Source organism: Flavobacterium sp. CYK-55, from assembly GCF_018413465.1.
Taxonomy (GTDB): Bacteria; Bacteroidota; Bacteroidia; order Flavobacteriales; family Flavobacteriaceae; genus Flavobacterium.
In genome coordinates, this window is sequence record NZ_JAHCDK010000015.1 from 1 (window position 1) to 15,726 (window position 15,726).

Annotated in this window: 7 protein-coding genes; all 7 read left to right on the forward strand. The window is 44.0% G+C overall.

Annotated elements, in window-relative coordinates:
• Positions 1-47 precede the first annotated feature (47 nt).
• The 7 genes from KIH23_RS12950 (at position 48) to KIH23_RS12980 (ending at position 15,688) form a co-directional block, all read left to right on the forward strand.
• The gene (locus tag KIH23_RS12950) at positions 48-8,180 is read left to right on the forward strand and encodes a T9SS type B sorting domain-containing protein (protein WP_213213926.1); all 8,133 of its coding nucleotides are present in this window, start codon (positions 48-50) and stop codon (positions 8,178-8,180) included.
• A 112-nt stretch (positions 8,181-8,292) separates the two neighbouring features.
• On the forward strand, positions 8,293-8,901 hold the full coding sequence (gene udk / locus KIH23_RS12955; protein ID WP_213213972.1) for a uridine kinase: 609 nt from the start codon (positions 8,293-8,295) through the stop codon (positions 8,899-8,901).
• 101 nt (positions 8,902-9,002) lie between these two features.
• Complete coding sequence (locus KIH23_RS12960) at positions 9,003-9,356, forward strand: FtsB family cell division protein (protein WP_213213927.1); 354 nt, start codon at positions 9,003-9,005, stop codon at positions 9,354-9,356.
• Between the two features lie 27 nt (positions 9,357-9,383).
• Entirely contained in the window at positions 9,384-10,751 is a 1,368-nt protein-coding gene (locus KIH23_RS12965) for a methylmalonyl-CoA mutase subunit beta (RefSeq protein ID WP_213213928.1), read from the forward strand.
• A gap of 1 nt (position 10,752) precedes the next feature.
• Entirely contained in the window at positions 10,753-12,882 is a 2,130-nt protein-coding gene (gene scpA / locus KIH23_RS12970) for a methylmalonyl-CoA mutase (RefSeq protein ID WP_213213929.1), read from the forward strand.
• A gap of 137 nt (positions 12,883-13,019) precedes the next feature.
• Positions 13,020-14,621: a helix-turn-helix transcriptional regulator gene (locus KIH23_RS12975; protein WP_213213930.1), complete on the forward strand. Its 1,602-nt coding sequence runs from the start codon at positions 13,020-13,022 to the stop codon at positions 14,619-14,621.
• Positions 14,622-14,761: 140 nt separating this feature from the next.
• Complete coding sequence (locus tag KIH23_RS12980) at positions 14,762-15,688, forward strand: T9SS type A sorting domain-containing protein (RefSeq protein ID WP_213213931.1); 927 nt, start codon at positions 14,762-14,764, stop codon at positions 15,686-15,688.
• The last annotated feature ends 38 nt before the right edge of the window (positions 15,689-15,726 follow it).

Here is a 15,726-nt window from a genome sequence, read left to right on the forward strand (position 1 = left end):
CTACCTACACCGTAAGTGGATTAACTGCTGGTAGTTATACTTTTACCGTGACCAATTCGGTTGGTTGTACTTCAGTAGCTTCGGCATCGGCAACGATTAACGCACAGCCTCCAACGCCTTCGGCACCCACCATCGGAACCATTACGCAAACCACTTGCGCATCATCAACCGGAAGTATAGAACTCACCGGACTTCCTGCCGGAACTTGGACCATTAATCCAGGGGCAATTGCAGGCTCAGGAGCTACCTACATCGTGAGTGGTTTGATAGCAGGCAGTTATACTTTTACCGTGACCAATTCGGTTGGTTGTACTTCAGTAGCTTCGGCTTCGGCAACGATTAACGCACAGCCTCCAACGCCTTCGGCACCCACCATCGGAACCATTACGCAAACCACTTGCGCATCATCAACCGGAAGTATTGAACTCACCGGGCTTCCTGCCGGAACTTGGACCATTAATCCTGGAGCTATTGCCGGATCGGGTGCAACATATACTGTAAGTGGATTAACAGCAGGTAGTTATAGCTACACCGTTACCAATTCAGTAGGTTGTACTTCAGTAGCTTCGGCATCGGCAACGATTAACGCACAGCCTCCAACACCTTCGGCACCCACCATCGGAACTATTACGCAAACCACTTGCGCATCATCAACCGGAAGTATTGAACTCAACGGGCTTCCTGCCGGAACTTGGACCATTAATCCAGGGGCTATTGCCGGATCGGGTGCAACATATACTGTAAGTGGATTAACTGCTGGTAGTTATACTTTTACCGTGACCAATTCGGTTGGTTGTACTTCAGCAGCTTCGGCTTCGGCAACGATTAACGCACAGCCTCCAACGCCTTCGGCACCCACCATCGGAACTATTACGCAAACCACTTGCGCATCATCAACCGGAAGTATAGAACTCACCGGACTTCCTGCCGGAACTTGGACCATTAATCCGGGAGCAATTGCAGGCTCAGGAGCTACCTACACCGTAAGTGGATTAACTGCTGGTAGTTATACTTTTACCGTGACCAATTCGGTTGGTTGTACTTCAGTAGCTTCGGCATCGGCAACGATTAACGCACAGCCTCCAACGCCTTCGGCACCAACCATCGGAACCATTACGCAAACCACTTGCGCATCATCAACCGGAAGTATAGAACTCACCGGACTTCCTGCCGGAACTTGGACCATTAATCCAGGGGCAATTGCAGGCTCAGGAGCTACCTACACCGTGAGTGGTTTGATAGCAGGCAGTTATACTTTTACCGTGACCAATTCGGTTGGTTGTACTTCAGTAGCTTCGGCTTCGGCAACGATTAACGCACAGCCTCCAACACCTTCGGCTCCAACTTCAACCGGAAATATAGTTCAGTGCGAGCAATCACCTATTCAAATTCTCAATGCTGATAATGCTATTACTCAAGTGACCGGTACTACCTATACTTGGTTTGATGCTCCAACAGCTGGTAATCTTGTGGCTTCACCAACACTCAACACTGTTGGAACTGTAACTTATTATGTAGAAGCTAATAATGGTTGCATTTCGTTAACTAGAACTGCGGTAACACTCACCATCAATCCGGCACCTGCCGCTCCGGTATCAGCTGGCAATATCACCCAATGTGAACAATCACCTATTCAAACCATTACCGCTACGGCTTCGGTTCCGGTTGCACAAACCATCACTTGGTATGATGCACCGATTGGTGGACTGGTTGTGGCTTCACCAACACTCAACACTGTTGGAACAGTGACTTATTACGCTGAGGCCAACGATGGAACTTGTCCGTCTTATACAAGAACTGCGGTAACACTCACCATCAATCCGGCACCAGCAGCGCCAACTTCTACCGGAAACATCACCCAATGTGAACAATCACCTATTCAAACCATTACCGCTACAGCTTCGGTTCCGGTTGCACAAACCATCACTTGGTATGATGCACCGATTGGTGGACTGGTTGTGGCTTCACCAACACTCAACACCGTTGGAACGGTGACTTATTACGCTGAGGCCAACGATGGAACTTGTCCGTCTTATGCAAGAACTGCGGTAACACTCACCATCAATTCGGCTCCTGCTGCTCCGGTATCAGGTGGCAATATCACCCAATGTGAACAATCGCCTATTCAAACCATTACCGCTACAGCTTCAGTTCCGGCTTCACAAACCATCACTTGGTATGATGCGCCAATCGGTGGACTAGTTGTGGCTTCACCAACACTCAACACTGTTGGAACGGTGACTTATTACGCTGAGGCCAACGATGGAACTTGTCCGTCTTATACAAGAACTGCGGTAACACTCACCATCCATCCGGCACCTGCTGCTCCGGTATCAGCTGGCAATATCACCCAATGTGAACAATCGCCTATTCAAACCCTTACCGCTACGGCTTCGGTTCCGGCTGCACAAACCATCACTTGGTATGATGCGCCAATCGGTGGGCTGGTTGTGGCTTCTCCAACACTTAGCACCGTTGGAACGGTGACTTATTACGCTGAGGCCAACGATGGAACTTGTCCGTCTTATGCAAGAACTGCGGTAACACTCACCATCAATCCGGCACCTACTGCTCCGGTATCAGCTGGCAATATCACCCAATGTGAACAATCGCCTATTCAAACCCTTACCGCTACAGCTTCGGTTCCGGTTGCACAAACCATCACTTGGTATGATGCACCGATTGGTGGACTGGTTGTGGCTTCTCCAACACTCAACACCGTTGGAACGGTGACTTATTACGCTGAGGCCAACGATGGAACTTGTAATTCACTCACCCGAACATCCCTAACTTTAACCATCAATCCGGCTCCTGCTGCTCCGGTATCAGGTGGCAATATCACCCAATGTGAACAATCGCCTATTCAAACCATTACCGCTACAGCTTCGGTTCCGGCTTCACAAACCATCACTTGGTATGATGCACCGATTGGTGGACTGGTTGTGGCTTCACCAACACTCAACACTGTTGGAACGGTAACTTATTACGCTGAGACCAACGATGGAACTTGTCCGTCTTATACAAGAACTGCGGTAACACTCACCATCAATCCGGCACCAGCAGCGCCAACTTCTACCGGAAACATCACACAATGTGAACAATCGCCTATTCAAACTTTAGATGCGCGCAATGCCATTACCACAGTAACCGGAATTAGCTATACTTGGTATGATGCCCCAACTGCCGGTTTGGTAGTGGCAACCCCTACTTTAAATACCGTTGGAACCGTTACTTATTACGTAGAAGCAAATGATGGAACTTGCCCATCTTATGCTAGAACAGCAGTTACTTTAACCATCAATCCGGCACCTGCTGCTCCGGTATCAGGTGGCAATATCACCCAATGTGAACAATCGCCTATTCAAACCATTACCGCTACGGCTTCGGTTCCGGTTGCACAAACCATCACTTGGTATGATGCACCGATTGGTGGACTGGTTGCGGCTTCACCAACACTCAACACTGTTGGAACAGTGACTTATTACGCTGAGGCAAACGATGGAACTTGTCCGTCTTATGCAAGAACTGCGGTAACACTCACCATCAATCCGGCACCTGCCGCTCCGGTATCAGCTGGCAATATCACACAATGTGAACAATCACCTATTCAAACCCTTACCGCTACAGCTTCAGTTCCTGTTGCACAAACCATCACTTGGTATGATGCACCGATTGGTGGACTGGTTGTGGCTTCACCAACACTCAACACCGTTGGAACGGTGACTTATTACGCTGAGGCCAACGATGGAACTTGTCCGTCTTATGCAAGAACTGCGGTAACACTCACCATCAATTCGGCTCCTGCTGCTCCGGTATCAGGTGGCAATATCACCCAATGTGAACAATCGCCTATTCAAACCATTACCGCTACAGCTTCAGTTCCGGCTTCACAAACCATCACTTGGTATGATGCGCCAATCGGTGGACTAGTTGTGGCTTCACCAACACTCAACACTGTTGGAACGGTGACTTATTACGCTGAGGCCAACGATGGAACTTGTCCGTCTTATACAAGAACTGCGGTAACACTCACCATCCATCCGGCACCTGCTGCTCCGGTATCAGCTGGCAATATCACCCAATGTGAACAATCGCCTATTCAAACCCTTACCGCTACGGCTTCGGTTCCGGCTGCACAAACCATCACTTGGTATGATGCGCCAATCGGTGGGCTGGTTGTGGCTTCTCCAACACTTAGCACCGTTGGAACGGTGACTTATTACGCTGAGGCCAACGATGGAACTTGTCCGTCTTATGCAAGAACTGCGGTAACACTCACCATCAATCCGGCACCTACTGCTCCGGTATCAGCTGGCAATATCACCCAATGTGAACAATCGCCTATTCAAACCCTTACCGCTACAGCTTCGGTTCCGGTTGCACAAACCATCACTTGGTATGATGCACCGATTGGTGGACTGGTTGTGGCTTCTCCAACACTCAACACCGTTGGAACGGTGACTTATTACGCTGAGGCCAACGATGGAACTTGTAATTCACTCACCCGAACATCCCTAACTTTAACCATCAATCCGGCTCCTGCTGCTCCGGTATCAGGTGGCAATATCACACAATGTGAACAATCGCCTATTCAAACCCTTACCGCTACGGCTTCGGTTCCGGTTGCACAAACCATCACTTGGTATGATGCGCCAATCGGTGGACTGGTTGTAGCTTCTCCAACACTTAGCACTGTTGGAACGGTGACTTATTATGCTGAGGCCAACGATGGAACTTGTCCGTCTTATACAAGAACTGCGGTAACACTCACCATCAATCCGGCACCTGCTGCTCCGGTATCAGCTGGCAATATCACCCAATGTGAACAATCACCTATTCAAACCATTACCGCTACAGCTTCGGTTCCGGCTGCACAAACCATCACTTGGTATGATGCACCGATTGGTGGACTGGTTGTGGCTTCACCAACACTCAACACCGTTGGAACGGTAACTTATTACGCTGAGGCCAACGATGGAACTTGTAATTCACTCACCCGAACATCCCTAACTTTAACCATCAATCCGGCTCCTGCTGCTCCAACTTCAACCGGAAATATTACACAATGTGAATCTTTCCCAATTCAAACCTTGGATGCGAACAATGCTATCGTATCAGTGCCGGGAATCAATATTGTTTGGTATAACTTACCAACCGGAGGATCTATTGTCAGCACACCTACTTTAAGTGTTATCGGGACCATTACCTATTATGCTGAAGCAAATGATATAAATTGTCCATCGTATACAAGAACTCCGGTAACTCTCACTATTGAACCTGCACCTGCAGCACCTATTTCAACCGGAAATATTACTGAATGTGAACAATTACCTATTCAAACCTTGGATGCAAATGATGCAATTACTGCTGTGACCGGACAGACGGTAATTTGGTATGATGCCCCAGTTGGCGGAAATATTATTGCCTCTCCTACATGGAGTTCTCTGGGAAGTTTTATTTGTTACGGGGCATCTTATGACGGAACCTGTGAATCAAACGTACGAACTCAAGTTACCTTAACGATTATTCCTGCGCCTGGTGTACCAATTTTTGGAAATGACACTACAGAATGTGCACAATCACCATTGCAAACGCTCACGGCTATGGCCGTAGTTCCGCCAGGTCAGTCTGTTCGTTGGTATGACGCCCCAACCGGTGGGAACTTAGTGCCGAACCCAAGTTTGAATAGCATAGGAACCATAACCTATTACGGTGAAGCTTTTAATGGAACATGTGCTTCAACTACAAGGCTCCCGGTTGTTTTAACTATTAATCCTTCGCCGGCGGCTCCGGTATCTGGCGGAAATATAACTGAATGCGAACAATCGCCAATACAAACTTTGACCGCAACTGCCAGCGTTCCTTCAGGACAAACTATAGTTTGGTATGATGCTCAAACCGGTGGAAACGTAGTTTCAAATGCCATACTCAACACTCCGGGTAGTGTAACTTATTATGCCGAAGCTACTGATGGAATTTGTCAATCTTTGACCCGAACTGCAGTAACTTTGACTATTGAACCTGCTCCGGCAGCTCCGATTTCGGGTGGTAATATTACTCAGTGCGCACAAGCTCCGCTGCAAACTATTACAGCAACAGCTAGTGCAGGTGTTGGACAATCGGTTAGTTGGTTTACTTCGCCAACCGGCGGAATTGCTATTACAAACCCTACCCTAAATGCTATAGGAACTATAACCTTTTATGCTGAAGCCAGCCAAGGAAATTGTAAATCATTTACAAGAACACCCGTTACGTTGACTATAGATCCGTCTCCGGCACCACCAATTACTGGAGGTGATATTACCCAATGTGCCAATAATCCAATTCAAACTTTAACAGCCACGGCAACACCGGCCAATATAGGTGATGTTATCAGTTGGTTTGATGCTCCTTCTGGAGGAAATCTGATTACTAATCCACAATTAAACACCTTTGGGGCAGTTACCTATTATGCTGAATCTAGTAATGGATTGTGTCCGTCATTGACCAGAACAGCTGTTACCTTGACACTTAATGCAAAACCATCGGCTCCAACGGTTATAATAACACAGCCTGATTGTACAACGAGCACCGGTTCATTTACTGTATTTCCGGTAGCCCCCGGAGTAACTTATAGTTTTGACGGAAGTCCGTTTACCGGTAACACCTTTTATGATTTGATTCCTGAAAATTCAACGCACACTTTAGTAGCTCAGAATATTTCAAATTGTACTTCTGCAACAACAACAATTGTGATTCAACAACAACCTACTACGCCCAATGCCCCTGTAGTTTTGGTTACCCAACCAAACTGCACAGTTGCTACAGGTATTATTGACATTACACCAATTCCGGGTGAAACCTATAGTTTTGACAATGGTCCGTTTGTAGCTGTATTTAATTACCCGAATTTAATTGATGGTTCAACGCACACCATCAGAGCTAAAAATTCAGCTGGTTGCTTTTCAGTGCTGACAACTGTTCAGTTAGATGTTCAACCAACAACACCAACAGCACCTATATTAACCGCTACGCAACCAACATGTGCCATTTCAACCGGAAGCATTAGCATAACCGGAAGCATTGGCGAAACCTATAGTATTGATGGCGGTCCATTTACAAGCAATTTGGTTTATCCGAACTTGGCGGCAGGTTCAACCCATAATGTTCGTGCGCAGAATGCTGCAGGATGTATATCGGTAGCCAGTTCGTTTACTTTAGATCCGCAACCACCAACACCGGGTGCTCCATCATATACGATGGTTCCTCCTACTTGCAGTGACGATTTTGGGTCGGTAAATATTATTCAGGTACCGGGTGAATTGTATAGTTTTGACGGAGGTCCGTTTAGTGCCACTTTAAACTATCCGAATTTACCATCGGCCTCTACACACACTATTGTAGCACAAAACAGTTTTAACTGTGAATCAACAGCTACAGTCATTAACATCAATCCACAACCGATTACTCCATTGCCAATATTATATGATGGTGTTATCTGTGTTGATGAACTCACTGGCGTACCGTTTAAAACATACATTTTAGATACACAGCTCAATTTAGCAACCCACACTTTTGTCTGGTATCTTGACGGAAATGTATTGCCCGATACGGGTAACGCTATTCAAGCTACCCAACCGGGTATTTACGGAGTAATAGCTACTAACATCAATGGATGTACGTCGGCTTTAGTCACTGCTCAGATTACAGCTTCCACCCCAGGCTTAAGCATAGATACAGAGGTAAGTAATCAATTCAGCAATCAAACTTCGGTTCTAGTCACAGTCAATTCGGGAACCGGTCCGTTTTTGTATCAAATAGATTTCGGGCCGCAACAAGCGTCAAATATATTTACATCAGTAAATCCGGGTATACATCAAGTTCATGTAACTGATGAAAATGGCTGTACTGATATAACCGATGAAGTACTGGTTTTGGGTTATCCAAATTTCTTTACGCCTAATGGCGACGGCTTTAACGACACTTGGAACATTGTAGGTTTAGAAAAACAACCTGATACAGAAATTTACATTTTTGATCGCCACGGAAAATTCATCAAACAAATCAGTTCAACCACCGATGGTTGGGACGGAACTATGAACGGACAGCTTTTACCTGCCACAGATTATTGGTTTAGAGTTGAATATACTGACAAAGGCCAACGCAAAGAATTTAAGAGCCATTTTTCATTGGTTCGGTAAGATAAAAAGGCATTTAATATAGGAATTTAATTCAGTTTTGATTTCGTCAAAAAACAAATCGACTTTGAATTAAATTCCTATTTTTGCGATGAAAACCATAACTAAAACCTCTATGCTTATTATCGGTATTGCCGGCGGAACCGGAAGCGGAAAAACCACCGTAGTGCACCAAATCATGAACGAATTGCCCCAGACCGAAGTGGGCATTATCTCTCAAGATTCTTATTACCGCGACAATTCTAATCTGAGTTTTGAAGAGCGCGCCTTGATTAATTTTGATCACCCACGTGCTATTGATTTTGAACTTTTAGTGCATCATCTGCAAGAACTCAAAGCGGGCAACAACATTGAGCAACCGGTTTATTCATTTGTCACGCACAACCGCACCGAAGACACCATCATTACCCACCCTCGAAAAGTGATGATTGTTGAAGGTATTTTGATCCTCACCCATCCGGAACTGCGCAACTTATTTGATGTAAAAATATTCGTGCATGCTGATTCTGACGAACGACTCATTCGCCGTTTGCGTCGCGATATTGCCGAGCGCGGGCGCGATATGGACGAGGTTCTGAACCGCTACCAAACCACACTCAAACCCATGCACCAACAATTCATTGAACCCACCAAAGCCTTCGCCGATATCATCATCCCGAACGACAAATACAACACGGTGGCCATTGATGTTGTGCGCGCGGTAATTAATCAGCGTATATCATAATTTTTTTGTAGTTTTAGGAGCTTTTTCCCGCTTTTCGCTCATATCTTTTGGCCTGTCGGCACAAAAGGATATCCGCTACAATCGGGGCTAGTTGCGCAACCATGGAAACACCTCAAGAAAATCCACAACCCGAAACTTCTTATAAAGACAAAGCTTGGTTCAAATTTGTGAGCAATCGCTATGTTTGGGTATTGCTTTTCTTTGGCGTTTGGATGCTATTTTTAGATAACTACTCCTATTTTGACCACCGTGTTCTTGACCAAGAAATTGAAGAACTCGAAGACAATAAAAAATACTACCAAGACGAAATCAAAAAAGACGAGCAAAAAATAAAACAGCTCAAAAACCCCAATGAGGTTGAGCGGTATGCCCGTGAAAAATACTACATGAAACGCGACAGCGAAGACGTGTACATTGTTGAATACGAAGGCGACACAATCAAAAAAGAGCCTTAATATCTCACGCAGAAAATATCCCAGCTTATGTCTGATAAACTTTTTAATGAATTCGAACCGGTTTCATCCAAACAATGGAAGCAACAAATTCAGTTTGAACTCAAAGGAGCCGATTACAATGAAACTTTGGTTTGGAAATCACCTGAAGGTATTAACGTAAAACCGTTTTACCATGCCGATGAAAAAACGCAACCAATACAAGTTTCAACACAGGCAAGCCAATTTAAAATTGGGCAAGCCATATTTGTTCATGATCTTGACAAAACCATCGCGCGTTCTTTAGACAACATTACGCGCGGAGCCGAAAGTTTGTGTTTTACCATCACAGACCCACAAACCGACGTAAAGCGTTTGCTAGAAAGTTTGCCCTTAGACAAAATCAACGTGCATCTTGAGTTGTCGTTTTTGTCAGAATCTTTTGTACAGAAAATCAATTCAGCAGCGGCGAATCATCCCAGAAAAGTGTTGGTGAGCCTCGACCCGATTGGTCATTTAGCCCTAGACGGTAACTGGATGGAATCAGCAGACAAAGACAACTTTGAAACACTCAAAAAAATAACTTCATCAAACCAGAACATTTCTGTAGTTGGTATTCATGCGGATTTATATCAAAATGCCGGTGCCGATATGGTGCAACAACTCGCCTACACTCTGGCACACACCAATGAATATTTCAATCAATTGGGCGCCCAAAGTCAACCTTTTATCATCCATGCTGCCGTGGGTTCGAACTACTTTTTTGAAATCGCCAAATTACGCGCACTCAGAATCTTGTTTGAAACTTTAGCCCAAGAATACAACCATACCAGCGGTTGTCATTTGTTGGTTATTCCTTCTAAAAGAAACAAAACTTTATACGACTACAATGTCAATATGCTGCGTACCACCACCGAATGCATGAGTGCCATTTTGGGCGGAGCCGATACGGTGACCAATTTAGCTTATGATGCTTTGTACCACAAAGACAATGAGTTTGGAAGCCGAATTTCGCGCAATCAATTGCTGATTCTCAAAAACGAAAGTTATTTTGACAAAGTTGACAATCCGGCTGACGGAAGTTATTATATTGAAAGCTTAACCCAGCAACTGGCTGAGAAAGCTTTGGCATTGTTTAAAGAAATCGAAGCCAGCGGCGGATTGATCAAACAATTGACTGAAGGAACTATTCAGCGCAAAATCAGTGAAAGCGCTCAAGAAGAACAACTCGCCTTTGATCAAGGCAAAGAAATCTTACTCGGCACCAACAAATATCCGAACAAAGCTGACCGCATGAAAGATGATTTAGAGTTGTATCCGTTTGTCAAAATCAAACCGCGCAAAACGCTCATCAGCCCGATTATCGAGCGAAGATTGGCCGAAAAAATGGAACAAGAACGATTAGCCAGTGAAGCATAAGATGAAAAGAAAAGACCTCCAACATATTACGCTCAATAAGCCTACAACGAAAAACAGTCAATCGACCACCGAAAACTTTCACACCGCTGAAGGCATTGACCTAAAATCGACTTATACCGCAGCCGATCTTCAAGACACAGAACATCTTGATTTTGCTGCCGGTTTTGCTCCGAACCTCCGCGGGCCATATGCTACCATGTATGTGCGGCGCCCGTGGACCATTCGTCAATATGCTGGGTTTTCAACCGCCGAAGAAAGCAACGCTTTTTACCGTCGCAACTTAGCAGCCGGACAAAAAGGTTTATCGGTAGCTTTTGATTTGGCTACGCATCGCGGATATGATTCAGACCACGAACGTGTGGTGGGCGATGTCGGAAAAGCCGGTGTAGCCATTGATTCGGTGGAAGACATGAAGGTGCTCTTTGACCAAATTCCATTGAACGAAATGTCGGTATCTATGACCATGAACGGAGCCGTATTGCCCATCATGGCTTTTTATATTGTAGCCGCAGAAGAACAAGGCGTAGCACCAGAACTGCTTTCAGGAACGATTCAGAATGATATTCTCAAAGAATTCATGGTGCGCAACACTTATATTTATCCGCCTACTCCCTCAATGAAAATCATTGCGGATATTTTTGAGTTCACCAGTAAAAAAATGCCCAAATTCAACTCAATATCTATTTCTGGCTATCATATGCAAGAAGCCGGAGCTACGGCTGATATTGAGCTCGCGTATACTTTGGCCGATGGTTTAGAATACATCCGCACCGGATTGGCCGCCGGAATGCAAATTGATGATTTTGCTCCGCGCCTATCGTTTTTCTGGGCCATTGGCATGAATCACTTTATGGAAATTGCCAAAATGAGAGCCGCGCGAATGCTTTGGGCCAAGCTTTTAAAACCATTCAACCCTAAAGATGATAAATCACTGGCTTTGCGTACGCATTGTCAAACATCGGGCTGGAGTTTGACCGAGCAAGATCCGTTTAACAATGTAGCCCGCACCGCAATTGAAGCAGCCGCAGCCGCTTTTGGCGGAACCCAATCATTACACACCAACGCTTTGGATGAAGCCATAGCTTTGCCCACAGATTTCTCGGCGCGTATTGCCCGAAATACCCAGATTTATTTACAAGAAGAAACAAAAATTTGCAAAACGGTTGATCCGTGGGCTGGCAGTTATTATGTAGAAAAACTCACGCATGAAATTGCGCATAAAGCTTGGATACTCATTCAAGAAGTTGAAGAACTCGGCGGAATGACCAAAGCCATTGAAGCCGGAATTCCGAAGTTGCGTATTGAAGAAGCCGCAGCCAAAAAGCAAGCGCGCATTGACAGCGGACAAGATATCATCGTGGGTGTCAATAAATACCGATTGGAAAAAGAAGATCCGTTGCATATTTTAGATGTAGACAATCAACTCGTGCGTCAGCAACAAATTGATCGTTTACAGCAAATCAAAACTTCTCGCAATGCGCAAGAAGTACAAAAATCACTTGATCAACTCACTCTTTGTGCACAGACCGGCCAAGGAAATTTATTGGATTTGGCTGTGACATCAGCGCGCAACCGTGCCACTTTGGGCGAAATCAGCGATGCACTTGAAACTGTTTTTGGTCGATACAAAGCACAAATTAAATCATTTAGTGGCGTGTATAGTAAAGAAATTAAAAACGACGAGCATTTTGAAAAGGCGCGTCAACTGGCTGATGCATTTGCTCAAAAAGAAGGCCGTCGCCCAAGAATCATGATTGCCAAAATGGGACAAGACGGACACGACCGCGGTGCCAAAGTCGTGGCAACCGGTTATGCCGATGTTGGTTTTGATGTAGATATAGGACCGCTGTTTCAAACGCCGGCCGAAGCAGCCAAACAAGCCGTTGAAAACGATGTGCATATTTTAGGCGTTTCATCTTTGGCGGCTGGTCATAAAACCTTGGTTCCGCAGGTGATTGAAGAGCTCAAAAAATACGGCCGCGAAGATATTATGGTGATTGTAGGCGGAGTGATTCCGGCGCAAGATTACCAATATTTGTTTGATGCGGGCGCGGTGGCAGTATTTGGCCCGGGCACCAAAATCAGTGAAGCGGCAATTAGTATTTTGAATATTCTTTTAGACGAACAATAAAAAACTTGTTTGTCTGAGGGTTTATGTTATCTTTGAGGCTCCGGCAATTTACATTTTCTTATAGAAGCTGACTGTTGTTTTTGTTTGACAAAAGCGCGATGGCTTGATCTACTAATTGATTTTGAAAAAATCGAATAATGAAGAAATGTATTTGCATTTTACTGCTTTTCTTATGCTCTTTTATACAAGGGCAATCGCTGCAAAATCCGTTGCTTGAAAAAGGCTGGAATGCTTTGGTAAAAGACCAAGAAAACCAAGCGTTCTCGTATTTTTGGCAGGCTTTTGAAAAAGCCAAGACAGAAAAAAACACCCACGACCAAGCCGAATCTTTGCTTTATTTGGGCATTTGCTCTTATGGCTCAAGTGCCGAAAAAGGCTTACTTTATGCCACGCAATCACTGAGCGCCTATAAAAAACTAACTGAGCAAGAACCTGAATTTGCTCAAAAAGGCCGTGCGCGTTGTTTGCAACTCATCAGTACCATTTACAGTCGTCAGAAAAAATTTGCGCAGGCCATTGCTTTGAGCCGAAGTGTGGTTCAAGATTTAGAAGGCACCAATGATCAAGAAGGAACTTTGGGCTTGGCTTATAACAGTTTGGGATCATATTATGAAATTCAGCAAAAAAATGATTCGGCTGCTTATTTTTTTCAACATGCTATTCATGAATTTGAACGCGCCAAAAACAGTGCATATTTACCAACCGCCTACGCTAAAATGGGCGAATTGGCACAAAAAAACAATCAGAAAAATGTAAGTTATCAGTGGTACAAAAAAGCTTCTGAAGTAGCTTTTGATTCTGAAAACAAACAAGCACAAGTAATTTGCCTGTTGGCTCTGGGACGTTGGGAGCTTGAATTTAACCACAGCGTAACATCTGCGGAAGCGCATTTTGAAAAAGCCAAAAAAATAGCCACATCACTCTCTGACAAAGTATTTGAAATCAAGGCGATTGAAGCACTTATTGAGCTCAAAAAGCAACAAAACGATTTTGAAAAAGTAAGTCAATGGCAAGACGAAGCACTCAAAATTAAAGATCGGTACTACTCATTAGAGCGCGAACAAATTGCCAAAAACTTAGAAGTTCAGTTTGAAGTAGCTGAAAAAGACCGCAAACTTGAACTCGTTTCAAAAGAAAAAGAAGTTTCGCGCTTGACCAACATTTTACTGGTGAGTTTGGTGCTGTTGCTGGTGATTGTTTTTACGGTTTTATACTTATCATTTAAGCGCATCAACAAACGTGACAAAGAATTACTGCAAGCCAAAGAAGATTTATTTGTAGCGCTCGAAGAACAAAAACGCATGAAAGAACAGCAATTTGAGTATGATATTGAATATCGCGAAAGCCAATTGAGTGCGATTACGCTGCAAATGGTTCAGAAAAATGAGTTGTTGGAAGAAATCAAAACCATTGTCAACAGCAATGAAATGGTTCCGGAAAAACAACTGGTGCAAATGATCAATCGCCATTTTACACAAGACAACAATTGGAGCGATTTTGACAAATATTTTGAAAGCGTCAACAAGAATTTCTACAACAAACTCAAATTGAAATATCCGGATATTAGCGCCAACGATATGAAAATTTGCGCGCTTATTAAGCTCAATTTATCCATCAAAGAAATGGCTTCTATCTTGAATATTTCGCCGGATAGTGTTAAAACTGCGCGGTATCGATTGAGAAAAAAGCTGCAACTTTCAACCGAAGACAATCTTACAGAGTTTATTTTATCTATTTAAAACAATTGATTTTCAATATTTTAAACCTTTGTCTACCTATTGTCTACCTGCGTTTTTGAGTTTGAGTAAAACGATTGTTTACTTTTGGATGGTAAAATTGCCGGAAACAAAATCAATCAACTAAACAAACCTCAACGATTATGAAAAGAAATTACTTATTCGCATTCACCAGCCTATCTATTTTGGCTTTAGGTTCGCTTCAAGCGCAAGTAGTAAACGGAAATTTTGAAACCATCAAACCCAACAGTTTAGTGAGCAATTGGGGGATGAATTTTTCAATACCGGTTTCAATAGATTTAGAAACAGGACAAAACACCAGCGATGTAATTTTGTATGGTGCTTGTATGCCATCATTTGTTTTTGGTACCTCAGACGCGCATACCGGAGGTTACGCCATGCAAATCAGCAACGGTTATAATTTGACCCAAAACCAAGTGATCAATGCTAAAGCTGAAATATTCAACGATGCAACACAAGATTTTCCGGGTTGGAATGCCGGAGTGCCCATTGAAGCCGGCAATCAAGTAACCATGCTTGGGTTTTATTACAAATATTATCCGGTGCAAAACGATGAACAAGCGGTAGCCGAATTGATTGTTTTAGATGAAGAAGGAACAGAAATGGGGCGCGCTACTGCCAACATTACGCAAGCCACTTCAACGTATCAATATTTATATTCACCAGTACAATTTACCAAATCAGGAATTCCGTCTTTTATGTACATCAGCTTTTCAATGCAAGCAGAAAGTACAAATCCGGGTGGAGGCACCTTAATTGTAGACGATGTATTTGTAAACTTCGCAGCACTTGCACAAAATCAATTTGAATCATCGCATTTTGGAGTTTATCCTACTCTAGCCGATCAAGAAATAAATGTGGTTCGAGGCCAAAAATCACCCAGCGGATTATACGAGTTTACCATCACCAATATGGATGGAAAAATCATCCAACAAACCAGCTCTGAATTACTAGGACAAAACTCTGTGCAAATTGATGTGAGCACGCTACCTAAAGGAATTTATCTCATTTCGGCCAACGGTTACACAACCAAATTCGCTAAAAAATAAAAAAAGCCCAAAGCCACGAAAGCCCGAAATCAAAATTC